The sequence below is a fragment of the Salinigranum halophilum genome (assembly GCF_007004735.1).
Classification (GTDB): domain Archaea; phylum Halobacteriota; class Halobacteria; order Halobacteriales; family Haloferacaceae; genus Salinigranum; species Salinigranum halophilum.
On the sequence record NZ_SSNL01000007.1, the window covers coordinates 65371 to 90601 of the forward strand.

Below are 25231 nucleotides of genomic sequence, written 5' to 3' on the forward strand. Positions count from 1 at the left end.
CGGAACGCTCGCGCCCGTCTCGTAACGCTTTAATAGCGCGAACGGACAAAGTACGAACAATGACGCGGACCCCCCTCCCACAGCCCGCTTCTTCGGGAGTCCGCACTGTCGCCGTCGACGGCGTCCGACGACCGCGACGACCGGGCCGTTAGGCCCACTACTACTCACTCCCCCGGCGATTGCTCAAACGGTTTCAACGGCTCTTGTGTCGTCTATAGGCATCTCTGCGCGTTTCTTTCATAATTTAAAACAAAGAATTTAAGCACGTGAACGGTGCTAGGTCGAAGTACATGACACGCGTCGCACTCGCGTTCTCGGGCGGACTGGACACGACGGTCTGTGTCCCGCTTCTCGAAGAGGAGTACGGACACGACGAGGTAATCGGCGTCACCGTCGACGTCGGGCAGCCCGAAGAGGAGTTCGAAGAGGCAGAAGAAACCGCAGAGGCGCTCGGCTTAGAGCACTACGTCGTCGACGCGAAGGCGGAGTTCGCGGAGGCGTGCTTCCGCGGTGTGAAGGCGAACGCCACGTATCAGGGCTACCCGCTCGGAACCGCGCTCGCCCGTCCGGTCATCGCCCAGGCGATTCTCGACGTCGCCGAGGAGCACGACTGTGACGCCCTCGCGCACGGCTGCACCGGGAAGGGGAACGACCAGCTCCGGTTCGAGGCTGTCTGGCGCGCTTCCGACTTGGAGGTCATCGCGCCCGTACGCGAACTCGGGCTCACCCGCGAGTGGGAGATCGAGTACGCCGCAGAGAAGGAGTTACCAGTAGAGGCCGGCAACGAGGGCGTCTGGAGCATCGACACGAACCTCTGGTCGCGCGCCGTCGAGGGCGGCGAACTGGAGAACCCCAACTACGTCCCCCCCGAGGACATCTACAAGTGGACGCAGGCACCGACGGGCGACACCGAACTGGTGGAGGTCGAGTTCGACAACGGGATTCCGGTCGCCGTCGACGGCGAGGAGATGGACCCCGTCTCGCTCATCCAGCACCTCAACACCCGCGCCGGGAAGTACGGCGTCGGTCGCACGGACGTGATGGAAGACCGCATGCTCGGGCTGAAGGTGCGCGAGAACTACGAGCACCCCGCGGCGACCGTCCTCCTGAACGCCCACAAGGCGCTCGAGGACCTCGTCCTCACGAAGGAGGAGCGCTCGTTCAAGACGCAGGTCGACCACCGCTGGTCGGAGAAGGCCTACGAGGGGCTGATTTCGGGGCCGCTCGTCCAGGCGCTCGAAGGGTTCATCGAGGTCACCCAGGAGAAGGTCACCGGCACGGCGACCATCAAGTTCGAGGGCGGCCAGGCGCGCGCCGTCGGCCGCGACTCCGACTACGCCGTCTACTCCGAGTCACACGCCTCCTTCAACTCCGCCGACATCGAGGCCGGTATCGAGCAGAGCGACGCGACAGGCGTGGCGAAGTACCACGGCTTCCAAGAGCGTCTCGCGATGGAGGCGTACGAGTCGGCGACGAAGAAGCAGACCGAGGCCGTGACCGACGGCGGCGACGACGAGTAACGAGATGAGTGAGGAATCCACGGGCACGGGCACCGGCACGGGCGCTGTCCGCCGCGACCGCTTCAGCGGCGGCCCCGCACGGGGATTCCTCTCCTCGCTCGCGGGCGACGCCCGCATCTTCGACGCCGACCTCGCCGTCGACCGCGCACACGTGGTGATGCTCGCCGAACAGGCAATCATCACGGACGACGTCGCCGGCGAGATACTCGCCGCGCTCGACGACGTCGAGGCCGCGGGCCACGATGCCCTCTCCGACGGTGAGGACGTCCACGAGGCCATCGAGACGGCCGTCATCGAACGAGTCGGCGCGGAGGGCGGGAAGATGCACACCGCCCGGTCGCGCAACGACGAGGTGGCGACCTGTCTCCGATACCGCCTCAGGGAGGACCTCCTCGACGCCGCGGAGACGACGCTCCGGTTGCGAGACGTGCTGGCCGACGAGGTGAGCGCGCACACCGAGACGCTCATGCCCGGGTACACGCACCTCCAGCCGGCACAGCCGACGACGGTGGCACACTACCTCCTGTCGTACGAGTCGGCGGTCGCACGCGATACCGAGCGGTTGCTGGACGCGTATGCGAGGGTGAACGAATCGCCCCTCGGCGCGGCGGCCTTCGCGGGCACGCCGTTCGACGTCGACCGCGAGCGCACGGCCGAGTTGCTCGGGTTCGACGCCGTCCTCGAGAACTCGATGGACGCCGTCTCGGCGCGGGACTTCCTCGTCGAGGCGACGAGCGCGCTCGCGACCCACGCGGTGACACTCTCGGGGCTCGCCGAGGACCTGGTCGTCTTCGCCAACAGAGGGTACGTCGACCTCGCGGACGACTACTCCTCGACTTCCTCGATCATGCCCCAGAAGAAGAACCCCGACACGCTCGAACTCGTCCGGTCGGTGGCGGGCGACGCCGTGGGCGGCCTCTCGGCGCTGCTCACGACGCTCAAGGGCCTCCCGCGGGCGTACAACCGCGACCTGCAGAACGCCCACCCCCACGCGTTCGACGCCGTCGACAGCGTGGTCGAGGCCACCGACGTCGCGGCGGGCGCAGTCGCGACCGCGACGTGGGAGGAAGACGCGTTGAGACAGGCCGCCGGCGAGGGGTTCTCGACCGCGACAGGCGTCGCGGACCAGCTGGCGATGGCCGGCATCCCGTTCCGGACGGCCCACGAGATACTCGCGGAGGCAGCCGCCGCCGCCGAGGACGCGGGGACGGGAACGCCCGACGTCGCAACACTTGACGCGGTCACAGCAGACGTCCTCGGCGCGTCCCTCTTCGAACACGTGAGCCGCGAGGCCGTCGAAGCCGCGCTCGACCCGACCGCGAGCGTCGCCAGCCGCGATTCCGCCGGCGGGCCCGCGCCCGACGCGGTCGCGCGGGCGCTCACGGCGGTCGAGCGCGACCTCGAAGCGGACGCCGGGACGGTCGACGACGCCCGGGGGCGACTCGCGGACGCCCACGAGACGCTCGAGACAGAGGTGACGACGTATGTCTGAGCGGGTCGGCCACGAGTGCGACGTGGCCGCGTCGCTCCCGCCGCGACCGCGAGCAGCGCCGCCGTCCCCGGCAGGGGACTAACTACTACATTACTGATACGGCACGGGTCGACGGACCCAAAATCGATGTACTGCGCTCGATTAGCCGAAGCTACAATAATGTATTTCAAATGATAAGTTCGATGGGTTTAAGTTCACTCACAGATGAGAAGGAGGTACGATGCCAGAAGAAATCACTGCGGAAGACCCGCTGACCGGCGAAGAGATCACGCTCCCGGCCGACGTCGAAGTCGGCGAGATTATCGACAGTCCCGTGAGCGGCGCCGAACTGGAGGTCGTCTCCTTGGACCCCGTGGTCCTCGAGGAGGCGCCCGAGCTCGAAGAGGACTGGGGAGAATAGCGGTGCACGTTGGACTGCTATACTCCCGGATCCGCCGCGACGAGAAACTCCTCCTCTCCGAGCTCCGCGACCGCGGGCACGACGTGACGAAGATCGACGTCCGGAAGGAGCAGTTCAACATCTCCGAGGCGCCTGCGGTGTTCGCCGACCTCGACGTCGTGCTCGACCGGTGTCTGGCGACGAGCCGGAGCCTCTACATCACGCGCTTCCTCGACGCCTACGGCGTGCCGGTCGTCAACAGTTCGGAGACCGCACAGCTGTGTGCGGACAAGGTAAAGAACAGCCTCGCACTGGAGGCCGCGGGCGTTCCGACGCCGAACACGACGGTCGCCTTTACCACCGACGCCGCCCTCGAAGCCATCGAGGCGTTCGGCTATCCCTGCGTCCTCAAGCCCGTCGTCGGCTCGTGGGGGCGACTCATGGCGAAGATCGACACGCGCGACGCGGCCGAGGCCATCCTCGAACACAAGGCGACCCTCGGCCACTACGAGCACAAGGTGTTCTACATCCAGGAGTTCGTCGAGAAGCCCGGCCGCGACATCCGCGTGCTCGCGGTCGACGGCGAGCCCGTCGCGTCGATGACGCGCTCGTCGGACCACTGGCTCACGAACGCCGCCAAAGGCGGGGAAACGGCGGAGTTCGAACTCGACGACCGCGCGCGCGAACTCGTCGAGAAGGCCGCTGCTGCGGTCGGTGGGGGCCTCCTCGGCGTGGACCTCATGGAGGTCGGCTCGGACTACACCGTTCACGAAGTGAACCACACCGTCGAGTTCAAGGCGCTGAACGACGCCGTCGGCGACAGCGTCGACGTTCCCAATCGAGTCGTCGACTGGCTCGAAGCGAAGGTCGCCGCAGAGACAGAGGTGACCGCGTAGGATGACACTGCGCGCAAGCGTCGTCGGCGGCTCCGGCTTCACCGGCGGAGAACTCCTCCGTCTGCTCAGCCACCACCCCGAGTTCGAGATCGCGCAGGCGACGAGTCGGTCGTACGACCGCAAGACGGTCGGGAGAGTCCACCCAAACCTGCGGGAACTGGACCTGCGCTTTACCTCCCCCGAGGACCTCGAGTCGGTCGACGTGCTCTTCGCGGCGACGCCGCACGGCGTCTCGATGGAGCACGTCGACGACTTTTTCGACCACGCGGACACGGTCGTCGACCTCTCCGCGGACTTCCGACTCTCCACCGAGGAACAGTACGACGAGTGGTACGACGGCCACGTCTGCCCCGAGTACCTAAAGAAAGCAGAGTACGCCCTCCCCGAGCTAAACCGTCAGAACCTCCCCGGTGCGGAACTCGTCGCGAGCGGCGGGTGTAACGCCACGGCGACCATCCTCGGACTGAAGCCGCTGTTCGACGCGGGGATTCTCGACGGCGACGAACAGGTCGTCGTCGACGTGAAGGTCGGCTCGTCGGAGGGAGGCGCAGGGGGCGGCGACGCCTCCTCGCACGCGGAGCGGTCGGGCATCGTCCGACCCTACGCGCCCACGGGCCACCGCCACGAGGCCGAAATCGAGGAGTTCCTCGGGCTCTCGGTCTCCTTCACGGTGCACGCCGTGGACATGGTCCGCGGCGCGAGCGCGACCTGCCACACGTTCCCGTCGTCGCCCGTCAGCAAGAGCGACCTCTGGAGCGCCTACCGGGAGTCGTACGCCGACGAACCGTTCATGCGCACCGTCGCAGGCGGCGGTGGCGTCTACCGCTACCCCGAGCCGAAGGTCGTCGCCGGCACGAACATGGGCGAGGTCGGCTTCGAACTCGACCCCAAGAACAGGAGACTCGTGGTGTTCTCCGCCATCGACAACATGATCAAGGGCTCGGCCGGCCAGGCCATCCACGGCGCGAACGTCGCGCTCGGCCTCGACGAGACCGCCGGACTGGACGCGACGGGGTTCCACCCTGTGGGGGCACCCTAGATGTCTGTCGTCGTCAAAATCGGCGGCGCACGCGCCGTCGACCCCGAAGGCGCGCTGGCGGACGTCGCCTCGCTGGTCCAGGCGGGAGAAGACGTCGTCGTCGTCCACGGCGGCTCCACGAAGGTCGACGAGACGCTCGAACGCATGGGTATCGAGCCCACGTACGTCGAGACGCCCGCGGGCGTCACGGGACGCTTTACCGACGCGGAGACGATGGCGGTGTTCACGATGGCGATGTCGTCGATAAACACCGACCTCGTCGCCGGCCTCCGGAAGCAGGGCGTCGACGCGCTCGGCCTCTCAGGCGTCGACGGTGGCCTCCTCACCGGCAAGCGCAAGTCCGCGGTCAGGGTCGTCGAGGACGGCAAGAAGAAGATCAAACGCGGCGAGCACTCGGGCCGCATCGACGCGGTCAACACCGACCTGCTGGAGACGCTCCTCTCGAGCGGTCACACGCCCGTCACCGGCCCGCCGATGCTCGGCGATGATGGTACACCGGTGAACACCGACGCCGACCGCGCGGCCGCAGCCGTCGCCGGGGCGCTCGACGCGACACTCGTCCTCCTGACGGACGTCGAGGGCGTGTACGCGGACCCCGAGGACCCGTCGACGCTCATCTCGCGCGTCGAGACGGGCGACGACTGGGCGGACCTCGAGGCCGCCGCCGAGGGCTTCATGACGAAGAAGGTCATGGCGGCGAAGGAGGCGCTCGACGGTGGCTCCCCTGCAGTCGTCGTCGCGAACGCGAACGCCGACGACCCCGTGAGCAGCGCCGTCGGCGGCGGCGGCACACACATCCAGCGGAGTGCAGTACAGGAGGTTGCAGAGCAATGAGCGGATTCGTTTTCTCGGAGAAGCCCATTCAAATCGAACGCGGCGAGGGACCGTACCTGTACACCGACGACGGCACCGAGTATCTGGACTTCGGTGCGTCGTACGCGGTTGCGGCGCTCGGTCACGCCCACCCGCGGGTGACCGAAGCCGTCCAGCAACAGGTCGAAGACCTCGTGTACGTGCAGGCGTCGTACCCCAACTCGACGCGCACGGAGCTGTACGAGAAGCTCGCGGCGCTCAGCCCCGCGGACGGCGAGTGCACGCTCGACAACGTCTGGCTCTGCAATTCGGGAACCGAGGCGAACGAGGCGGCGATGAAGTTCGCGCGCAACGCCACGGGCCGGTCGAAAATCGTCGCCACGCGCCGGGGGTTCCACGGCCGGACGATGGGCGCGCTGGCGATGACGTGGAAGGACAAGTACAAGAAGCCGTTCGAGCCGCTCGCCGGTGACATCGAATTCGTCACGTACGGCGACACCGAGGAACTCGAAGCGGCGGTCGACGAGGAGACCGCGGCCGTCTTCCTCGAACCCGTCCAGGGCGAGGGGGGCATCCATCCCGCCTCGACGGAGTACCTCGAAGCCGCGCGCGAGTTCACCGGCGACGCCGGCGCGGCGCTCGTCTTCGACGAGATTCAGACGGGCGTGGGTCGGACGGGGACGCTCTGGGCCTGCGAACAGGCCGGGGTCGTCCCGGACATGCTCACGGCGGCGAAGGGTATCGCGAACGGCCTCCCGCTCGGCGCGACACTCTGTGCGGACTGGATCGCCGACGCCGACCCCGAGCACGGCTCGACGTTCAGCGGGGGCCCCGTCGTGTGTGCGGCGGCGAACGCGACGCTCGACACCATCGTCGAGGAGGACGTCCCCGGGAACGCCGCACAGGTCGGCGAGTATCTCCGGAGCGAAATCGAACGGGCGACCGAGGAGCACGACCTCCCCATCCGGGAGGTTCGTGGCCTGGGGCTGATGATCGGCATCGAGGTGAAGCGCGGCTCGAATCGGCTCCTGCGCGACCTCGCGCTGAACGAACAGGTCCTCGCGTTGCCCGCGGGACGGACCGTTCTCAGGCTCTTACCGCCCCTCACCATCGAGGAGGAGCACGCGGACCGGATGGTCGACGCGCTGGTCGAGGTGATGACGTGATGAGCACCAAACCCCAGACACGGACGACGGAACTGGACGCACAGGAACTTCTGGTCGACCTCGTGTCGACGCCGTCACCGTCCGGTCGGGAAGCGGACGCTGCGGCGGTCCTCGTCGCGTTCTTCGAGGCGCACGACCGCGAGGTGTACGTCGACGAGGCCGGAAACGTCCGCGCCCCCGCGGACGACGCCGTCCTGCTCACCTCACACATCGACACCGTCCCCGGAAACATCCCGGTCGAAGTGAAAGACGGTGAGCTGTGGGGGCGCGGGAGCGTCGACGCGACCGGGCCGCTGGCGGCGATGGCCGTCGCAGCCGTCGAGACCGGCGTCTCGTTCGCCGGCGTCGTCGAGGAGGAGACCACCTCCTCGGGCGCACGATTCCTCTGTGAGGACCGCGAGGCACCGGAAGCCGTTGTGAACGGCGAACCCTCCGGGTGGGAGGGTATCACCCTCGGTTACCGCGGATTCCTAGACGGCACGTACGTCGCCACCTCGGAGTCGGGCCACTCCTCGCGCCCGGACATGAACGCCATCGAGGAGGCGATGGAGTGGTGGCAGAAGGTCGAGAACGCCTTCGAGGCCGACGAGTGGCGGCCCATCTTCGAACAGGTCACCACGAAGCCCGTCGGCTTCGACGGAGGACTCGGCGCGGACGGGCTCTCCGTCGAGGCGACCATGGAGGTGCAGTTCCGCATCCCACCGGCGCTGTCGGCCGACGAACTGCGCGAACTCGCCGACTCGAAACTGATCGAGGGGACCGTCCACTGGAACGAGCCCATCCCGCCGGTGATGGAGTCGCCCAGGACGGAGGTCGCTCGCGCGTTCCGCGTCGCCATCCGGCAGGCCGGGGGGTCGCCCCGGCTCCTCCGAAAGACGGGGACGAGCGACATGAACCTCTACGCCGACGCCTGGGACTGCCCGATGGTCACCTACGGCCCGGGGAACTCCGACCTCGACCACGCGCCGGACGAACACATCGTACTCGACGAGTTCGACACCGCGGTCGAGGTCCTCGTCGACGTCGCACAGCGGCTGACGGAGGAGTGAGTCCGGCGATGCTCTCGACGACCCACCTGCTCGACATCGACGACCTCTCCGAAGCGGACGTCCACACCGTCCTCGACAGAGCGGCGGCGCTCAAAGCCGGTGAGGACGAGGCTCGGCTCCCGCAGAAGACGCTGGGGATGATATTCGAAAAACCCTCGACCCGGACGAGAACGTCGTTCGAGACGGGGATGACGAGACTCGGCGGCCACGCCGTCTACCTCGGTCCCGACGACATCCACCTGGGCCACGGCGAACCCATCAAGGACACTTCGCGGGCGCTCTCGCGGTACGTCGACGCGGTCATGGCGCGGCTGTTCGACCACGGCGACGTCGAGGAGTTGGCGGCGTACGCCGACGTCCCGGTCATCAACGGGCTCACCGACGCGGCCCACCCGTGTCAGACGCTCGCAGACCTCCTCACCATCCGCGAACAGTTCGGCTTCGACACCCGGGTGGCGTGGGTCGGCGACGGCAACAACGTCGGCCAGTCGTTCGCCCTCGGCTGTGCCCTGGTCGGTATCGACCTCACCGTCGCCACACCGGAGGGGTACGGGATGGACGAGTCCGTCCTCGCCCGCGCGGCCGACCTCGGCGCGGCGCCCGACGTCGTCGACACGCCCGAAGCCGCCGTCGCGGACGTCGACGTCGTCTACACCGACGTGTTCGTCAGCATGGGCGAAGAGGGCGAACGGGAGGAGAAACTCGGGGCCTTCGACGGCTACCAGGTGAACGCCGACCTCCTCGCACACGCGGGCGAGGAGACGAAGGTGATGCACTGTCTCCCCGCCCACCGCGGCGAGGAAATCACCGACGAGGTCCTCGAGTCCGACCGCGCCATCGTCTGGGACCAGGCGGAGAACCGCATGCACGCCCAGAACGGGCTGCTGGTCGAACTCCTGGCGGGCGGCTGACCGTCTCTCGTCTCGCGGGCGGTCGGATGCGCCGTTACCCCCGGTCGGACCGCAAGAGCCGAGTCGTCGCTCACGAATCGTGAGCCATGTCCACCACCGACGACGTCACCGTCCGCCGTCGCCTTCGTCTCGGAACCGTCGGACTCGGTGTCGCCGTCGCCGCCCTCTCGGGGGCGGTGCTGACCGACCTCGGCGTGCTCACCGGCACGACCCGCCGAGCGGTCGAGGCGACCGCCGCCGCCTACGACACCAGCCCCGAAGTCGCGTTCGTCACGCTCCACACACCGCTGTTGTTTGGGGTGCTCATGGGTGCAGTTGGCTCGGTGTACGTGGGTCTCCTGCCGCCGTCCGACGGTGCCGAGGGCGTTCGGGAAACGCTCACCGCAGCGGTTCGATTCTACGCCGAGGCGGGTGTTCTCGCCACAGTCGTGGCCCTCGGCGTCCCGCTGGCCATCGTCACCGTGAGCGGGACCGGACTGCCCGGGACGCTCGCGCTCGCGTTCGTCGCTGGCCTCCCGCTGGGTGTGCTCGCGCTCTGCGGGGCGACGGTCGGAGCGACGCTCACACGGGAGCGGGGGTGGCGCTGGCCGACGCTCCTCGGGTCGGTCGCGCCCGTCGTCGGTATCGTTCTCGCCCATACCGCCCCGACCGGCCCGGTCTGGACCGCCTCGGCGGGCGCGACGTTCACGGCCCTCGCGCTGGTCGGCGGCGGGTGGTCGGTCCTCGGGCGCGACGAGACGTGAGTCGAGGGACCACCAGGCACGTACGACGTCTCCGCGGAGAGTCGGAGCAGGACGCGAACGGCCTCCCGCTCCCCGTCGGGCGAGGGTGTTCCCGCCGCTCGGCAGAGGGCTGTTCCTCTGGACGGTAGCCCTGTGGTCGGAGGCTGCACTCTCCTGGTGGTCAGCGGACTGCCCGGCGCGTCGACCTGAACGCGAGTAACTCCCACCCGAGTGAACAGTTAGTTCCACCGGAAACAAAGGGGTTCGAGAACGGATGGTAGCACACGACAGGGGCGAGCGTTTTTTGCCCATCGGGGCGCGAGAGCGGGTGTGGCAGCCTCGAACCGGTCGACGGACGACCACTGGCGGTTCTTCCCGTACGACGAGCCGTATCCGAACCAGGACGAGGCGATGTCGCGCATCGCCGAGGCGCTCAGTGAGGAGCGGAACGTCCTGCTCGAGGGAGCGCCGGGGACGGGCAAGACGCTCTCGGCGCTCGTGCCCGCGCTCGAACACGCGAGGGAGGAGGACAAGACGGTCGTCATCACCACGAACGTCCACCAGCAGATGCGCCAGTTCGTCGCCGACGCCCGCGCCATCACCCGGACGGAGCCCATCCGGGCCGTGGTGTTCAAGGGAAAGGCGTCGATGTGTCACATCGACGTCGACTACCGCGAGTGTCAGACGCTTCGGGACACGACGCGCGACCTGGTCGAGAAACAGGAGGAGGTGGACGAACTGAACGCGCGCCAGCAAGACCTCCTCGACGAACTCCAAGCGGGGAGCAAGGGAGCGGGCGAGGCGCGGCAGGCGGTGATGGACGAACTCGACACGCTCGAGTCGGAGCTGGAGGAGTTCGAGGACGGGAACGTCTGCGACCACTACCGAGCGAACCTCACCCGCGACACCGGCGCGTTCTTCTCGTGGCTGTTCGACGACGTTCGGACCCCCCAGGACGTGTACGACTACGCGGACAGGGAAGGACTGTGTGGGTACGAGCTGCTGAAGGAGGGGATGGAAGGGGTCGACCTCGTCGTCTGCAACTACCACCACCTGCTGGACCCCCTCATCCGCGAACAGTTCTTCCGGTGGCTCGGCCGCGAGCCGAGCGAGGTCATCACGGTGTTCGACGAGGCGCACAACGTCGAATCCGCCGCCAGAGACCACGCGACGCGAACACTGACCGAGAACACCCTCTCCGCCGCGCTGTCGGAGCTGGAGGACGTCGACGATTCGCGGGCCGTCTCGGCGGAAAACGTCCTTCGGGCGTTCTCCGATGCGCTCTGTGAAACCTACGAGGAGGCGCTCGCGTTCGGCGAACGCGAGCAGGTCGGCGAGAACTGGTACGACCTCTCTATCGCGAACGACGACCGGCGCGACGACCTCACGATGCGCTTTCTCGACGCGTACGAGGGGCGGGGAATCTCGACGGAGGTCGAACTCGCGCTTCAGTTGGGCAAGCGCCTCGACGAGGAGTACGAGGAGGCGTACAAGCAGGGAGAGACCACCTCCCGGAAGGAGTGTCAGACGCTGCAGGCGGCGGCGTTCGTCTCGGCGTGGATGGACGAAGGGGGCGACCTCGGCCAGCATCCGATGTGCTCGGTCCGCCGCGACGGCGGGAGCGACGAGATATACGGCCGCGCGGAGCTGTACACGTGCATCCCGCGGGAGGTCACCCAGGAACTGTTCGACCAGGTGTCGGCGACGGTGCTCATGAGCGCGACGCTCCGTCCCTTCGACGTGACGCAGGACGTCCTCGGGTTGGAGGACCCGGTGACGATGGCGTACGGGCTCGCCTACCCGGAGGAGAACCGCCGGACCCTCACCGTCGACGTCCCCCCACTGTTCAGTTCGGAGCGGAGCAACCCCGAGACCCAGGAACTCGTCGCGGAGACGCTCGCGGACGTGCTGCGCTTCACCCCGGGGAACACCCTCGTGTTCTTCCCCTCGTACGCGGAGGCGGAACGGTATTACGAACGCCTCCGGGGACGGGCCGGGGAGACGAGCCTGTGGCTCGACGGCTCGGACGTCGACACCGAACAGGCCCGACAGCGGTTCGTCGCCAGCGACGACGGTGCGCTCTTCACCTCGCTGTGGGGGACGCTCAGCGAGGGCGTGAGCTTCGACGGCGACGACGCGCGGACCGTAGCGGTCGTCGGCGTCCCCTATCCGCACCTCTCCGAGCGGATGGAGGCGGTGCAGGCCGCGTACGACAGAGCCTATCCGGGAAACGAGGCGGGATGGCGCTACGGCGTCGAGATTCCAACCATCCGCAAGACGCGCCAAGCGCTCGGCCGTGTCATCCGCTCGCCGGACGACTTCGGGGTTCGACTCCTGCTCGACCGTCGGTACACGCGCGAGAGCCGTGACATGGGCCGGTACGGGGTCCGGGGCTCGTTCCCCACCGAAGAGCGGACGGAGTTCGTCGACGTCGGGCCGTCGAAGGCGAAGTTCGCGATTTTGAACTTCTTCACCGACCACGACGCGTACACCGGCGACCCGCCGCGGCCGTGAGCCACAGCGGGCGCGACCCGACGAGAGAGAGGTGTGGGGCCGAACGCTTCATGTCTCTCCAGTCGAAGGAGGGGCTAATGAGCACGGAACCGCCCGGTCCGAAGGGTGTCCCGGTCATCGGGAACAGCGGTCAGTACGCCCGCGACCCGTTCGAGTTCATCACGGCCTGTGCGGAAGCGTACGGCGACGTCGTCCACTTCGAACTCGGCCCCATCGACACGTACATGATCACGAACCCCGCCGACATCGAGCGGGTCCTCGTGACCGACGACGCGAAGTACACGAAGCCGAAGTTCCAAGACGACGCCATCGGCGACCTCCTCGGCGAGGGGCTGCTGTTGAGCGAAGGTGACACCTGGCGGAAACAGCGCGAACTCGCCCAGCCCGCGTTCTTGATGTCGCGGCTCTCGGGGCTGTCGGACCAGATGGTCGACTACACGGTGGAGATGCTCGACGACTGGACGGGCGGGGAGGTGGTGAACGTCCACCTCGAGATGGCCCGCCTCACGGTGAAGATCATCGTCGAGGCGATGTTCGGGTCGACCATCGACGACGAACGCGTCCGGACGGTACAGGAGAACCTCGAGCCGCTCGGTTCGCGCTTCGAGCCGAACCCGTTCCGCTTCGCGATTCCCGACTGGGCTCCGACGAAGGAGAATCGCGAGTACAAGCGGGCGCTGTCGACCATCGAGGAGGTCGTCTGGGACCTCATCGACGAACGCGAGGGGACCCAGGACGGCGATGGAGAGGAGCCGATGGACCTCCTCTCCATCCTCTTGCGGGCGCGTGCGGAGGGACGGCAGACGGACGAGAACCTCCGCGACGAGATGGTGACGATGCTCCTGGCGGGACACGATACGACGGCACTCACCCTCACCTACACCTGGTACCTCCTCTCACAGCACCCGGAGGTCGAAGCGCGGGTCCACGAGGAACTCGACTCGCTCCTCGGAGGGGACCGCCCGACGTTCGCCGACGTCCGGCAGATGGAGTACACGGAAGCCGTGTTGAACGAGGCGATGCGGCTCTACCCGCCGGTGTACACCATCTTCCGCGAGCCGCAGGTCGACGTCAGGCTGGGCGGGTACCGCATCCCCGAGGGGAGCGCCGTCATGCTCTCACAGTGGGCCGTCCACCGCTCGCCGCGGTACTGGGACGACCCGCTGGAGTTCGATCCCGACCGCTGGCTGGACGAGCGCGCCGACGACAGACCCCGCTTCGCGTACTTCCCGTTCGGCGGCGGGCCCCGCTTCTGTATCGGCAAACAGCTCTCACTGCTCGAGGCGCGGCTCATCCTCGGGACCGTCTGTCAGGAGTACCGCCTCGAGTACGAGCGCGACGAGCCGTTCGACCTCCGTGGCTCGCTGACGATGCACCCCCGCCAGCCGATGGAGATGCGACTCGTCGAACGGTAAGCGGCTCGTGTCGGCCCCACGTCGTGACCCGCTGTCTCGCGCTACGCCGGCAGCGACACCCGCGCGGCCGTCTCCCGGCTCCGTGAATCGTACACGGCGAGTTCGGAGACGGTCCACGTCACGGGGTCGACCCGTGCGGAGAGGTCGGTGAGGAGGGCAGCGTCGAAGCTCCCGCCACGACCGAGCGTCACGTGCGGCGTGTAGTCGTCGCCCTCCAGCCCCTCGACGGCACCGAACGCGTCGACGAGGCGCTCGTGGAGTGCGACGAGCCCGGGGCTCTCGACGGCGAGGTGGACGACCGGCCCCGGTCCCCGCGGCGGGTCCTCGAAGACGTCGACGCCGGCAAGGCGGGCTTCGAACGCCGGCTGGCCCCGAAGCGCCGTCCGGAGCCGCTCGCGTAGCCGCGGAAGCGACTCGTACCGCTCGCCTCCCGGTCGCTTCCCCTCGAACCGCTTGACGACGAGCGAGTGTCGGTCGCGGAAGCGAGTGACGCCCGCACTCGCCAGCGCGGGGTGGAGGGCCGACGCCTCGCGTGCGACGGCGCCGGGAACGGGGAGGTTGAGGCTGAACACAGTCGGAGCAGGCGGGCGACCCGCTTGAGTGTCTCGTCTTCCGCCACTCGTCGCGGGCGGCGGCGGAGTTCAGAGGTAGTCGAGAAACCAGAGAGCGACGAGGGCGACGATAGCGATGCCCAGGAGGGGGCGGAGCGGCCCCAGGAGCGTGGTGAACAGCCCGACGACCTCGCCGACGACCTCGAGGACGAGCCAGACTACCACGAGTCCGAGCACGAGCTTCAGCAGGTCTTCGACGTCGATGGATGCGCGTGTGGTCATCGGCCGAGAGGTGGGGAGAGCGCGCCGAGTGTCTTGTGTCTCACGTCGGTCACGTCAAGCCTTATCACGACGACGTCCCTACACTCGGTATGAGCTTCTTCCGCTGGCTCGGTCGGACCGTCGGTCGACTCACGACCGGCGGGTCGTCCACAGCCGTGTCCGAACGCGGCGGGCTCCCCGGAGCGCTCAAGACCGGCCTGGTCGCCGTGGTCCTCGTCGCCCTCGCCCTCCTCGTGGTGCCCATCACGCCCGTCACGGTGATCGGTCTCGCGGTCCTCGCGCTCGCCGTCTCGGCGGTGTACAGCGCCGTCGAAATCGTCGAGGCGTACGAGACGCGCGCGCTCACGGTCTTCGGCGAGTACCGGGGGCTGCTCCGGCCCGGCCTGAACGTCGTCCCGCCGTTCGTCTCGCGGACGTACGCGTTCGACATGCGGACGCAGACGTTCGACGTGCCCTCCCAGGAGGCCATCACCGAGGACAACTCGCCCGTCACGGCCGACGCCGTGGTGTACATCAGGGTGATGGACGCCAAGCGCGCCTTCCTCGAGGTCGACGACTACCGCCGCGCCGTCTCGCTGCTCGCGCAGACGACGCTCCGTGCGGCACTGGGCGACATGGAACTCGACCAGACGCTGTCGCGGCGCGACCAGATCAACGACCGGATTCGGAAGGAACTGGACGAGCCCACGGACCGGTGGGGCATCCGCGTCGAGAGCGTCGAGGTCCGCGAGGTGACGCCGAGTGCGGACGTCGTGAACGCGATGGAAGAGCAGACCTCCGCCGAGCGGCACCGCCGTGCGATGATTCTCGAGGCGCAGGGTGAGCGGCGGAGCGCCATCGAGCGGGCCGAAGGGGAGAAGCAGGCGGCCATCGTCGAATCACAGGGGAAGAAACAGGCCGCGGTCTTGGAGGCGCAGGGCGACGCCATCGCCACCGTCCTCCGGGCCCGGTCGGCGGAGTCGATGGGCGAGCGCGCCATCATCGACAAGGGAATGGAGACGCTGGGGAGGATAGGACAGGCCCCGTCGACGACGTACGTCCTCCCCCAGGAGCTCACCTCCCTCCTGGGAAGATACGGGCGACAGCTCACCGAGAGCGACGTCCAGGAGTCGGCCGGGCTCGATAGCCTGACGTTCGACGCGGACACCCGCGAACTGCTCGACCTCGACAGCGTGGACGAACTCGTCGAGATGGCGTCGGACGTGACGAACGGGGAGTCGGTCGACGCCGAGGTCGAGTTCGAGTACGACACCGGCGAGGGTGACGAGGCGGAGATGGAGTTCGAGTACGACGCGGAGAGCTGAGCGACACGCGCGTCGTCGAACCCGGGAGTCGAAGCCAAGCGCGAACACCTTCTTGTGAGTCGGGCCCCCCGCCGACGGAGATTTATATCGGCTCAGTGGCTAGTGGGAGACATGGAGGTCCGTGACGCCGTCGAAGCAGACGCCGACGCCATGGCGGCAATCGTCGACGCACCGGCCGACGTGATGCGCAACGTCGTCCACGACCGGACAGTTCGCGTCGCGGTGCGGCGGAACGACCCCGGACCGAACGCGGACGTCGACGCCGACGTGAGCACCGACGCGCGAGACGAGCCCACCGAGAACGTCCTCGGGTTCGTCAGCTTCGACGCGCGCGAGGACACCGTCTACGTGACGCAGTTCGGGGGGACCACGGAGGCCTGTGAACGCCTCATCGGCGAACCGATTCGCTTCGCGACGAACGAACGGATGGCCGTCGAACTCCTCGTCGAGGCTACCGACGACGTCCTCACGGCGGCCGCGGAGAACGCCGGGTTCGACGCGGACGGACGCGGGCCGAGTTTCAGTGGACGGCGAACAGTCAAGTACCGGCTCGACCCGCGGTGACGGTGACGGCGAGGGCGGGGGACGCCTCAGGTGAACTTCCGGAGCGTCAGGTTCAGCGTGTCGAGGTCGACGATGGGCGCGAAGCCGACGTCGGGGTCGATGTTGACCGACTTCTGGAAGGCGGTCTGTGACTGCCAGCAGCCCGAGTTGACGGCCAGAACGTTGTGGTACTTGCCGTATCCCAGCTTGTGGACGTGGCCCGTGTGGAAGACGTCCGGGACGGTGTCGATGGTGAGGTAGTCCTGCTTCTCGGGAGCGAGACGCATCCGGCCGCCGAACTGCGGGGCGACGTGGCGTTTCTTCAACAGCTGGTACATCGCCGTGTGGGGGTTGTCGTAGCTCGCCTTCTCCTCGGGCAGTTCGGCGATGACCTCGTCGAGCGAGACGCCGTGGTACATCAGGACCGAGACGCCCTCGATGGTCACGGTCGAGGGGTTGCCCGTGATACGAGCGTCGTGAGCGGACATGATCTCCCGGAGGTTCTCGTCGAACGCCGGTTGGGGTTCGGCGAGGCGGACGGCGTCGTGATTACCCGGAATCATCACGATCTCCATGTCGCCGGGCACCTCCTTGAGGTGTTCTGCGAACTGCTCGTACTGCTCGTAGATGTCGATGATGCTCAGTTCCTCGTCCTGGTTCGGGTAGACCCCGACTCCCTCGACCATGTCGCCGGCGATGAGGAGATACTCGACGTGGTCGGCCTCCTCGGTGTGGAGCCAGTCGGCGAACGCGGACCACGCGTCGGCGACGAACTCCTGGCTGCCGACGTGGACGTCGGAGATGAGCGCGGCCTGGACGTGACGGTCCGCCGTCGACGGGCGGTAGGTCCGGGGTACGTCGGGGAAGTAGAGGTCGTCGACGAACAGGATGCCGGCGTCGTCCGCGAGCGTTCCCGACACCGCGATACACTCGTCCTTGAGCAGTTCCTCGACCGAGGCGGCGATGTCCTTGTCTTTCATCACGAGACACGGGAAGACGCCGGTCGTGTCCTCGAGTTCGACGAGCCAGTGACCCGACGCCGTCGAGCGAATGTCGTTGACGAGGCCGATCATCTCCGCGTCGCTCCGCCCCGGCATGTCCTGAATCGCCGTCGCCGGGCGGTGGTTGACCCGGCCGCGCAACTGCTTCGAGAGCGTCTCGTAGCGGTCTCTGAAGATGGCGACGAAGTCGTCGTAGTCGCCGGTTCCGGTCGACTGTCCCGTGATGTCGCCGTCGATGCTCACGACGCGCTGTGAGGGGTCCCGGTCTCGTTGCCGAGTCGACCCCTTCGTTTCGACTGGAGTACTACTCGAAGAACCCGGTGGAGTGTCTGATTCTCCACCCGAAACAGAGGGGTGTGAGACGGGCGGCTCGGCCGCGTCTTCGGCGGGCGCGTCGGAGACGACACCAGGTGGGTCGGGGATGGGGGCCGTCTCCGCGTCCAGGACGGTCCGGACGTGTGCTGTCGTGATCCGCAGGGCACCGTCCGGTGCGTGCTCGACGACACGGTCGAGCGTCCCGGCGGTGTCGTCGGCACTCGCGATGAGGGTGACCGCCTCCCGTTCGGCGTTGTACCCGTGTCGGGCGAGTTCTCGGACGATGCGCGTCGTCGTCTCCAGCGGCACATCTGCAGGTGGCGAGGGCGCGAGAAAAGCGTGCCGGACCCCGCTGGAGAACTGCCGAAAAGGTGGAAACCCAGAAGGTTGAAACCCGGGGCGGAGGTAAGAGAGGTGATGACCGCTGATGAGGGCCGCCGGTCCTCGCAGGACGACGAGCGTCCGGTGGACGACGCGGTCTCCACGAGTCCCTCCACCTCGTCTGCCGAGCAAGCCAGCGGCGAGTCAGCGACGGCCGACGAGCACAGCGGACAGGATACCCTTAGAGCCGACACCGAAGCGCCGCACGACCGTCGGGCACCGGACCCGGTTCCCGGCCGGGAGACTGACGAGTCGTTCGCCCGCCGCCTGTGGACTGCGCGGTCCGGGCCGCTCTTCTTCCTGCGCGAAGTGGGGACGAGCATCGGTGCCGTCGTCCTCGTCGGCCTGGTCCTGTTCGGTGTCAGCGGCGTGTGGCCGCCGATGGTCGCCGTCGAGTCCGGGAGTATGGAGCCGCATATGCACAAGGGCGACCTCGTGTTCATCACCGAACCCGGACGGTACGCGCCCGACTCGGCGTACGACTCGACCGGCGTCGTGACCGCAGAGACCGGTTCAGACGCCGGCTACCGGACGTTCGGCGGGCCAGGCTCGGTCGTCGTCTACGACGACCCGGGACGGGGCGGCCCCCCAATCATCCACCGCGCGGAGTTCTACGTTCAGGAGGGCGAGAACTGGTACGACCGGGCCGACCCCGAGTTCATCTCCGCCGACAGCTGTGACGACCTCCGCAACTGCCCCGCACCGCACGCCGGCTTCATTACCAAGGGCGACGCGAACGGCCGGTACGACCAGGTCTCGGGCATCGCCGAACCCGTGAGGCCGTCGTGGATTACGGGCATCGCGCGGCTCCGGATTCCCTACCTCGGGTGGGTCCGACTGGGACTCTCCGACATCGTCCAGACGGGGGCGTACGCGGTGTTCTCCGCCGATACCTCGGCGGTCGGACCCGACGTGAGCCGGCAACTGACGACTGGCGAGTGGTCGGCACCACCGCGCGAGTCGTCCGCAGGGACCCACGCGAGGAACGAGACGTGGGTCGGCGTGATTCCCGTGGGCCACGAGCGGGCGTGACTCCCGTGGACCGCGATTCCATCGCTGCGTAGCGACAGGGAACAGGGTACGCCGGCCGGGTCGACGCGTGCGTCCTGACGAGAGCCGAGAGACACCGCTGGTGGGAGTGACGTCTCGAGAGACGGGCGACTGCGGGCGGGTCCGCGGTCAGTTGTCGAATCGAGCCTGAACGAACGGCTGAGCGTTCTCGATGTCGCTCAGTCGGGAGTCGGAGAGCAAGACGGCCTCGGTCTCGTCGATGGGGACCGAGATGGAGATCTCCTTCGTGCGGCCGTATCGGCCCTTGGAGACGACGACGGCGTTAGCGATGCCGAGCATGTCGAGTTCGGAGATGAGGTCGGTGACGCGCCGCTGAGTCAGGATGTCGGCGTCGATCTCCTCACAGAGCCGCTTGTAGATGTTGAACACCTCGCCGGTGTTGATGTTTCGGACGCCGTTCTTCTCGAGGAGGATGGTCGCGAAGAGGACGATCTTCGACTGGGTCGGGAGCGTCCGGACGACCTCGACGACGCGGTCGAGTTCGATCTTGTCCTGCGCCTGTCGGACGTGTCGTTCCTCGACCGTGTCGGCCTGTCCGCGTTCGGCGAGTTCGCCGGCCGTCCGGAGCAGGTCGAGCGCCCGTCGAGCGTCGCCGTGTTCCTGCGCGGCGAACGCGGCACAGAGGGGGATGACGTCGTCGGTCAACGCGCCAGATTTGAACGCCACGTCGGCGCGGTGCTGGAGGATGTCTCTCAGTTGTGTGGCGTCGTAGGGCGGGAAGACGATCTCCTCTTCACCCAGCGAGGACTTCACGCGCGGGTCGAGAAAGTCGGTGAACTTCAGGTCGTTCGAGATACCCATGATGGAGATGCGAGAGTTGGTGAGCTCGGAGTTCATCCGCGAGAGGTTGTACAGGGTGTCGTCACCGCTCTTTTCGACGAGCTTGTCGATCTCGTCGAGCATGATGACGACGACCCGTTCGTGGTAGTCGACGGCGTCGAAGAACGTCGAGTACACCCTGTCGGTGGGCCACCCGGTCATGGGAACCGTCTCCATCTCCTCGCGGTCGGCTTCGAGGCTCGCGAGACGCGCTTCGAGGGCGTCGAGCGACTCGAACTCCGTCCCTGCGAGCGCGTCGGCGTCCTCGGCCGCGCGCGTCTGCAGTTCGCGAAGGCGGTCGAGTCGCCCCTCGATGACGGCCTCGTTCTTCTCGATGAACTTGTTGGCGAGCTGGGCGAGGACCCGGTACTGAGTATCGGTCACCTCGCAGTTGATGTACTCGACCTCACAGGGGACGTCGTACTTCTGCGAGGTCGACTCCAGCTCCTGGGAGACGTACTTCGCGCTGGCCGTCTTCCCGGTTCCGGTCTTCCCGTAGATGAGGATGTTCGACGGCGTCTCGCCGCGGAGTGCGGAGACGAGGATGGTCGCCATCTGATTGATCTGTTCGGTTCGGTGGGGCAGTTCGTGTGGCGTGTACGACGGCCGAAGGACCTCCTTGTTCTCGAAGATGGGCTCGCCCGAGAGCAGGTCGTCGAACAGTCCCGTGCTCTCGGTCGTCTCTTCGAGGACGACCTCGTCGAAGTCCAGCCCGGCCGACGGCTGGGAGGCCGACTGGTCCGTGTCGGTCAGGTCGTCGACCGAACCCGGAATGGTCTCGTCGGCGTCGTCGACGGCTCGGTCACCTTCGGTTCTGTCTCGTTGGGCATGGTCACCCACACCGCCTGTGTCATCCTCGTGTTCACCCATGTGCGTAACCCCACCGTTTCAACTGGAGAATCGTTCTCGCACCAGCGTATCGCCGGATACACGGCGTGTACGAGCGTGTCGCACCAGACCGGCTGCGAGAGGCGTCCAGATGATGCAGGCGAAACAGATGAAGAGGAGGTATAAAAAGATTGTCTCTCACCAGCCACGTTTCGTGTCGAATAGACCCGAAAACCATCCAGAGCGGACTGGAGAGGCCTCACACCGGGGAGTTGGCTGTCGACCCGAAACGGGGGCGGGTACCGACGGTCGGGTCGCGAATCCACCCGGACCTGGTCGGGACTCGCCTCGAGAGGGGTCACCCCGACGCTCGAGAGCGAACGGGTCGAGTCCGTTCCTCTCGGGGAACCCGTTCGATGTGAAGCGGTGGGGGTGAAGCTGTGGAAGCGCTGGTGAAGAAGGCGAACGCGTCCAGAGACGACTCGACGGTGCGGAACGCCCTCGCGAACGGAGTCATGTTGATTTGCTATCACGAACCCCCCCACCCCTTCGTTTCAACTGGAACCGCTCCGAGAGGGGTGGGGGGGGAGAAGGGGGCTACTAGGACGAAAAGGATTAAGTCAAACACATTCAAACTGAGTCCGTACTGCAGTAGCAATACATATTTTCGACCGGTTTATCTAGGTATCTAGTGAGTTCGGTCGATCCTCGGCTGTGGGCCGCCCCGTCTTCAGGGACGTTCCAGTTGAAACGAAGGGGTGGGGGGGCACCGGTCGGGTCGTCCACCACCCCGCGAGTTCCACTCGAGTCGGACCGAGGCACGTCCCGCCCGCCCCCGCGTTCGCCCCCCTCACTGAATCGAACAGACCAGCTGCTGCTCCGCTCTCCCGTGTGTAAAGACGTTCACACGTCGGCTGCTCCGAGGAGTCTCCACCGGAAGCAAAGGGGTTCAGTTCGCGCGCAGCGGACGGGGACGACGAACCGCTCCCGGCAGCCTCGACGACTCTCGGCGGGCTTCCTTCGACGACTGCCGTCCCGATGCGTGAAGCGTGGCGGGTCGTTTCGGGTGCACGACGGTCCGCGGAGCACCACGAGAGACGATGACGCGTGTCTGACGCAGACTTAAGTGGAGTCGAATGTGTTGTAACCGCATACGCCCCTCTGCGGGACCGTAGAGGGTGCTGGAGGCCAGGATGGGACTGTTTACAGACCTCAGAGACAGCATATCGCGGGTCGTCGACCGGTTGTTCGAGGACGCCGAACCCAAGCGGATCGGCATCTACGGACCGCCGAACGCCGGGAAGACGACACTCGCGAACCGAATCGCACGCGACTGGACCGGTGACGCGGTCGGCCCCGAGAGCCACATCCCCCACGAGACTCGCCGCGCCCGACGCAAGGAGAACGTCGAGATCGAACGGAACGGCAAGACCGTCACCATCGACATCGTCGACACGCCGGGGGTGACGACGAAAGTCGACTACAAGGAGTTCATCGAGCACGACATGGAGAAAGAAGACGCGGTCCGACGCTCCCGCGAGGCGACAGAAGGTGTCGCCGAGGCCATGCACTGGCTCCGCGAGGACGTCGACGGCGTCATCTACGTCCTCGACTCGACCCAGGACCCGTTCACCCAGGTGAACACGATGCTCATCGGCATCATCGAGAGTCAGAACCTGCCCGTGTTGATCTTCGCGAACAAGATCGACCTCGACGATTCGAACGTTCAGCGCATCGCGAACGCCTACCCACAGCACGAGACGGTGCCGCTATCGGCACTCGAGGGGGACAACATGGACGAAGTGTACGAGAAGATCGCGGAGTACTTCGGGTGAGCCACGATGGTTGAAGCAACCCCCGAACCGGACTCGCCTGACGGCGTCCAGATCGACCTCATCAGCGGTGCCCGCATGGAGAAACTCCGCTCGATGGAGAAGATCCGGCTCATCCTCGACGGCGTCCGCGAGGGCAACATCGTCATCCTCGAAGAGGGGCTCTCGCCCGACGAGGAGTCGAAGCTCATCGAGGTGACGATGACCGAGATCAGCCCCGACGAGTTCAACGGCATCGAAATCGAGACCTACCCCACCACCGGTAGTGGCGGCGGCGGCCTCTTCGGGAAGCTCATCGGCCGAGACTCGCCGAAGAAGCTCACCGTCATCGGGCCGGCCAACCAGATCAAGACGCTCCACAAGGACGAGGACTTCATCAGCGCGCTCGTCTCACGGAAGTAGCCCGATGCCCCACCAGTGTACCACCTGCGGGCGGACGTTCGCCGACGGCTCGAAGGAGATGCTCTCTGGCTGCCCCGACTGTGGTGGTAACAAGTTCCAGTTCAAGCCCTCGTCGTCCCGAGCCTCACGGGCGTCCGAGCAGACGGCGGACGACCCCGCCGCGTCCGACGCCGGCTCTCGGTCGACGAACCGCGCCGACCGCCCGACGACGGGCGCTGGTGACGGACCGACCGACACGTCACCCCCATCCGACTCGTCGCCACCCGACCCGTCGTCATCGTCGTCGGCGGAGACCGAACCGAGCCGAGCCGCGTCGCCGCAGTCGTCACAGTCGACGGCATCTCCGACGCCCGCGACGTCGCAGTCACCAACCGACGACGACCCCGACGGCGACTCCGACGACGACACCGACACGGAGGTCGACCACCGAACTGACGAGGTCAGACCTCCGGCAGAGGACCACGCGCAGGCGAGCGCGCGAACGGACATGGTCAGTCCAGACGAACTCGCCGACGCCGCCTCGGAGTCTCGGCCGGCCCCCGAGAAGGTCGACGGGCGCGTCATCGAACCAGAGAGCGAGGACCGGCCCGGGCTCGACGAGCTCCGCGAGGAACTCAACAGCCAGTTCGAGAGCATCAAGATCGTCAGCCCCGGGAAGTACGAACTCAACCTCATGGAACTGTACGACAGACAGGAGTACATCATCTCCCTCCAGGAGGACGGCCGATACGTCATCGAGGTACCGGGCTCTTGGGGCGACCGCGACGAGGACTGACGCCCTCTCGAACGCTGTCGACGTCGGGTGAACGGAGCACAACCCCTTTGCTTCGACTGGAACCTCGCGGACGCCGACGCTGTCGTCGTCCCGACGCCGTTCTCTCGCTCGACCGCGCTCTCGAACCACGAAACGCTCCTCGTCGTGCGTCCGCGCTCCACCGGAAACGGGGGCCTCCCGGGTCGTGATCGCGTGGCGTGGCAGCCTGTCGATTGCGAGCGGGCAGGGTGCAGTCGTAGCCGGAATTGAAGCTTTTATGCGAACAGACCCAGACCGTGAGGATATGAGCCAAGCGACGAAGATCGTACTCGGAACAGTCGGCCTCGCGGTCGTGTTGGTGCTGCTTCTCATCGGCGTCGCCGCCTTCGGGTAGCGATGTCCGCGTTCGAGCGCCGACCGCTTACGGGCGAGGTCGAAGCCGCTCACGACGCGTACGCGTCCGACGCCATCGTGCTGGACGTCAGTCGCGACTTCGAGACGCTTCCCCCCGCCGTCGCCGAGGATCTTGGCCTCCTCGCGGACTCGCTCGCCCCGGCGAGCTATCCGCTCGAGTGGCTCCCCGACGACGTTCCCGAGACGCTCGCACACTACGCTAGTTCGGACTTCACCATCGGCTTGCCGAACGACGGAACCGTCGTGTGGACCCGCCAGACCGTCCCCCCGATGGTTCTGGTGAAGTTCCGCGCCCGCGGGACGCCCGAGGCGTTCCTCCAGTTCCTCCTCGCCGAGGCGTTCGTCGAACTCTCCCTCGACGTCCCGGAGAGCTTCCTCCCCTTCTTCGGGGAGCGGTATGCCGCTCTCGACGCGGCCGTCGACTCCGCTTCGGCCGACGTCTTCCAGGTGGCTGCGGCGCTGTACGACGCGTGGGTCGGCCTGCAGACGCGCGAGGTCTTCCGCGAGTGGGACGACGACTATCCCGAACTGTACGACGCGTGGCGTGACGCCGGCGACCGACTGGAGGGACGACTCACCGACCTGCCGGCGGAGGTCGCCCACGGAAAGACCTCCTTCGCGGCCGCGACGGAGTACGCCTGCTCGGCGGTGAAACACGGCCTCGACCTCCCGGCCCCCTTCGCCGCGCTCGACACCCAGGCGTACCTCGACCACGGCCCGGCGTACGCGGTCCGGTGGGCGGAGAAGACGTTCGAGCAGCTGCGCGAAGACGACCGCTGACGGCTGTCTCCCTCTCCTGTCCCGGTTCGGTTCGTCGA

At 67.1% G+C, this 25231-nt stretch carries 23 protein-coding genes; 19 read left to right on the forward strand and 4 right to left on the reverse strand.

Annotation, left to right across the window (positions count from 1 at the left end):
* Positions 1-290 precede the first annotated feature (290 nt).
* The 12 genes from E6N53_RS18520 to E6N53_RS18575 all read left to right on the forward strand — a co-directional run bounded on the left by E6N53_RS18520 (position 291) and on the right by E6N53_RS18575 (position 13916).
* Positions 291-1520 (forward strand): argininosuccinate synthase, encoded by a 1230-nt coding sequence (locus E6N53_RS18520; RefSeq protein ID WP_136600539.1) that lies wholly within the window; start codon positions 291-293, stop codon positions 1518-1520.
* Between the two features lie 4 nt (positions 1521-1524).
* Positions 1525-3012 carry an argininosuccinate lyase gene (gene argH / locus E6N53_RS18525; protein WP_142860954.1) on the forward strand — a complete coding sequence of 496 codons (1488 nt, stop codon included), beginning with the start codon at positions 1525-1527 and terminating at the stop codon, positions 3010-3012.
* Between the two features lie 220 nt (positions 3013-3232).
* Positions 3233-3412 (forward strand): lysine biosynthesis protein LysW, encoded by a 180-nt coding sequence (lysW, locus tag E6N53_RS18530; protein ID WP_136592438.1) that lies wholly within the window; start codon positions 3233-3235, stop codon positions 3410-3412.
* A 2-nt stretch (positions 3413-3414) separates the two neighbouring features.
* Positions 3415-4287 carry a lysine biosynthesis protein LysX gene (gene lysX, locus E6N53_RS18535; protein WP_142860955.1) on the forward strand — a complete coding sequence of 291 codons (873 nt, stop codon included), beginning with the start codon at positions 3415-3417 and terminating at the stop codon, positions 4285-4287.
* Between the two features lies 1 nt (position 4288).
* Positions 4289-5326 (forward strand): N-acetyl-gamma-glutamyl-phosphate reductase, encoded by a 1038-nt coding sequence (gene argC, locus E6N53_RS18540; protein ID WP_142860956.1) that lies wholly within the window; start codon positions 4289-4291, stop codon positions 5324-5326.
* Complete coding sequence (locus E6N53_RS18545; RefSeq protein WP_142860957.1) at positions 5327-6160, forward strand: acetylglutamate/acetylaminoadipate kinase; 834 nt, start codon at positions 5327-5329, stop codon at positions 6158-6160.
* Positions 6157-7305, forward strand: a complete 1149-nt coding sequence (locus E6N53_RS18550) for an aspartate aminotransferase family protein (protein ID WP_142860958.1) — start codon at positions 6157-6159, stop codon at positions 7303-7305. The genes E6N53_RS18545 and E6N53_RS18550 overlap by 4 nt, the downstream gene beginning before the upstream one ends.
* A complete protein-coding gene (locus E6N53_RS18555) occupies positions 7305-8354 on the forward strand; it encodes a [LysW]-lysine hydrolase (RefSeq protein WP_142860959.1) in 1050 nt (349 codons plus the stop codon). Before E6N53_RS18550 ends, E6N53_RS18555 begins: the two co-directional genes overlap by 1 nt.
* Positions 8355-8362: 8 nt before the next feature.
* A complete protein-coding gene (gene argF, locus E6N53_RS18560) occupies positions 8363-9265 on the forward strand; it encodes an ornithine carbamoyltransferase (protein WP_142860960.1) in 903 nt (300 codons plus the stop codon).
* Between the two features lie 86 nt (positions 9266-9351).
* Complete coding sequence (locus E6N53_RS18565) at positions 9352-10008, forward strand: hypothetical protein (protein WP_142860961.1); 657 nt, start codon at positions 9352-9354, stop codon at positions 10006-10008.
* A gap of 309 nt (positions 10009-10317) precedes the next feature.
* Positions 10318-12501 carry an ATP-dependent DNA helicase gene (locus tag E6N53_RS18570; RefSeq protein ID WP_269090108.1) on the forward strand — a complete coding sequence of 728 codons (2184 nt, stop codon included), beginning with the start codon at positions 10318-10320 and terminating at the stop codon, positions 12499-12501.
* A 77-nt stretch (positions 12502-12578) separates the two neighbouring features.
* Positions 12579-13916: a cytochrome P450 gene (locus E6N53_RS18575; RefSeq protein WP_142860962.1), complete on the forward strand. Its 1338-nt coding sequence runs from the start codon at positions 12579-12581 to the stop codon at positions 13914-13916.
* A gap of 41 nt (positions 13917-13957) precedes the next feature.
* Here the strand turns inward: E6N53_RS18575 and E6N53_RS18580 are convergent, their stop codons facing one another.
* Positions 13958-14488, reverse strand: a complete 531-nt coding sequence (locus tag E6N53_RS18580) for a 2'-5' RNA ligase family protein (protein ID WP_142860963.1) — start codon at positions 14486-14488, stop codon at positions 13958-13960.
* 69 nt (positions 14489-14557) lie between these two features.
* Positions 14558-14749 carry a DUF7554 family protein gene (locus tag E6N53_RS18585; RefSeq protein ID WP_142860964.1) on the reverse strand — a complete coding sequence of 64 codons (192 nt, stop codon included), beginning with the start codon at positions 14747-14749 and terminating at the stop codon, positions 14558-14560.
* 89 nt (positions 14750-14838) lie between these two features.
* Between E6N53_RS18585 and E6N53_RS18590 the strand changes: the two genes are divergently transcribed.
* Both E6N53_RS18590 and E6N53_RS18595 read left to right on the forward strand, forming a co-directional pair.
* On the forward strand, positions 14839-16053 hold the full coding sequence (locus E6N53_RS18590; protein WP_142860965.1) for an SPFH domain-containing protein: 1215 nt from the start codon (positions 14839-14841) through the stop codon (positions 16051-16053).
* Positions 16054-16164: 111 nt separating this feature from the next.
* Positions 16165-16617 (forward strand): hypothetical protein, encoded by a 453-nt coding sequence (locus E6N53_RS18595; protein ID WP_136592426.1) that lies wholly within the window; start codon positions 16165-16167, stop codon positions 16615-16617.
* 26 nt (positions 16618-16643) lie between these two features.
* Here the strand turns inward: E6N53_RS18595 and E6N53_RS18600 are convergent, their stop codons facing one another.
* Positions 16644-18221 carry a DNA-directed DNA polymerase II small subunit gene (locus tag E6N53_RS18600; protein WP_142860966.1) on the reverse strand — a complete coding sequence of 526 codons (1578 nt, stop codon included), beginning with the start codon at positions 18219-18221 and terminating at the stop codon, positions 16644-16646.
* 108 nt (positions 18222-18329) lie between these two features.
* Here E6N53_RS18600 and E6N53_RS21375 point away from each other — a divergent pair, with 108 nt between their 5' ends.
* Positions 18330-19325 carry a S26 family signal peptidase gene (locus tag E6N53_RS21375; RefSeq protein ID WP_236642423.1) on the forward strand — a complete coding sequence of 332 codons (996 nt, stop codon included), beginning with the start codon at positions 18330-18332 and terminating at the stop codon, positions 19323-19325.
* A gap of 147 nt (positions 19326-19472) precedes the next feature.
* On the opposite strand, the gene E6N53_RS18610 is transcribed toward E6N53_RS21375, so the two are convergent.
* Positions 19473-21053, reverse strand: a complete 1581-nt coding sequence (locus E6N53_RS18610) for a Cdc6/Cdc18 family protein (protein WP_236639954.1) — start codon at positions 21051-21053, stop codon at positions 19473-19475.
* Positions 21054-22204: 1151 nt separating this feature from the next.
* Here E6N53_RS18610 and E6N53_RS18615 point away from each other — a divergent pair.
* The 4 genes from E6N53_RS18615 (at position 22205) to E6N53_RS18630 (ending at position 25193) form a co-directional block, all read left to right on the forward strand.
* On the forward strand, positions 22205-22846 hold the full coding sequence (locus E6N53_RS18615; RefSeq protein WP_136592424.1) for a GTP-binding protein: 642 nt from the start codon (positions 22205-22207) through the stop codon (positions 22844-22846).
* A gap of 6 nt (positions 22847-22852) precedes the next feature.
* Positions 22853-23245 (forward strand): DUF2073 domain-containing protein, encoded by a 393-nt coding sequence (locus E6N53_RS18620; RefSeq protein WP_136592423.1) that lies wholly within the window; start codon positions 22853-22855, stop codon positions 23243-23245.
* 4 nt (positions 23246-23249) lie between these two features.
* On the forward strand, positions 23250-24020 hold the full coding sequence (locus E6N53_RS18625; RefSeq protein ID WP_142860967.1) for a Zn-ribbon domain-containing protein: 771 nt from the start codon (positions 23250-23252) through the stop codon (positions 24018-24020).
* 375 nt (positions 24021-24395) lie between these two features.
* Entirely contained in the window at positions 24396-25193 is a 798-nt protein-coding gene (locus E6N53_RS18630) for a DUF7089 family protein (RefSeq protein WP_142860968.1), read from the forward strand.
* The last annotated feature ends 38 nt before the right edge of the window (positions 25194-25231 follow it).

Excerpts from the sequence above, each read along its gene's own strand:
- E6N53_RS18520 (WP_136600539.1), top strand. The coding sequence starts at position 291 with ATGACACGCGTCGCACTCGCGTTCTCGGGCGGACTGGACACGACGGTC.
- argH (WP_142860954.1), top strand. The coding sequence starts at position 1,525 with ATGAGTGAGGAATCCACGGGCACGGGCACCGGCACGGGCGCTGTCCGC.
- lysW (WP_136592438.1), top strand. The coding sequence starts at position 3,233 with ATGCCAGAAGAAATCACTGCGGAAGACCCGCTGACCGGCGAAGAGATC.
- argC (WP_142860956.1), top strand. The coding sequence starts at position 4,289 with ATGACACTGCGCGCAAGCGTCGTCGGCGGCTCCGGCTTCACCGGCGGA.
- E6N53_RS18545 (WP_142860957.1), top strand. The coding sequence starts at position 5,327 with ATGTCTGTCGTCGTCAAAATCGGCGGCGCACGCGCCGTCGACCCCGAA.
- E6N53_RS18550 (WP_142860958.1), top strand. The coding sequence starts at position 6,157 with ATGAGCGGATTCGTTTTCTCGGAGAAGCCCATTCAAATCGAACGCGGC.
- E6N53_RS18555 (WP_142860959.1), top strand. The coding sequence starts at position 7,305 with ATGAGCACCAAACCCCAGACACGGACGACGGAACTGGACGCACAGGAA.
- argF (WP_142860960.1), top strand. The coding sequence starts at position 8,363 with ATGCTCTCGACGACCCACCTGCTCGACATCGACGACCTCTCCGAAGCG.
- E6N53_RS18565 (WP_142860961.1), top strand. The coding sequence starts at position 9,352 with ATGTCCACCACCGACGACGTCACCGTCCGCCGTCGCCTTCGTCTCGGA.
- E6N53_RS18575 (WP_142860962.1), top strand. The coding sequence starts at position 12,579 with ATGAGCACGGAACCGCCCGGTCCGAAGGGTGTCCCGGTCATCGGGAAC.
- E6N53_RS18585 (WP_142860964.1), bottom strand. The coding sequence starts at position 14,749 with ATGACCACACGCGCATCCATCGACGTCGAAGACCTGCTGAAGCTCGTG.
- E6N53_RS18590 (WP_142860965.1), top strand. The coding sequence starts at position 14,839 with ATGAGCTTCTTCCGCTGGCTCGGTCGGACCGTCGGTCGACTCACGACC.
- E6N53_RS18595 (WP_136592426.1), top strand. The coding sequence starts at position 16,165 with ATGGAGGTCCGTGACGCCGTCGAAGCAGACGCCGACGCCATGGCGGCA.
- E6N53_RS21375 (WP_236642423.1), top strand. The coding sequence starts at position 18,330 with ATGACCGCTGATGAGGGCCGCCGGTCCTCGCAGGACGACGAGCGTCCG.
- E6N53_RS18610 (WP_236639954.1), bottom strand. The coding sequence starts at position 21,053 with ATGGGTGAACACGAGGATGACACAGGCGGTGTGGGTGACCATGCCCAA.
- E6N53_RS18615 (WP_136592424.1), top strand. The coding sequence starts at position 22,205 with ATGGGACTGTTTACAGACCTCAGAGACAGCATATCGCGGGTCGTCGAC.
- E6N53_RS18620 (WP_136592423.1), top strand. The coding sequence starts at position 22,853 with ATGGTTGAAGCAACCCCCGAACCGGACTCGCCTGACGGCGTCCAGATC.
- E6N53_RS18625 (WP_142860967.1), top strand. The coding sequence starts at position 23,250 with ATGCCCCACCAGTGTACCACCTGCGGGCGGACGTTCGCCGACGGCTCG.
- E6N53_RS18630 (WP_142860968.1), top strand. The coding sequence starts at position 24,396 with ATGTCCGCGTTCGAGCGCCGACCGCTTACGGGCGAGGTCGAAGCCGCT.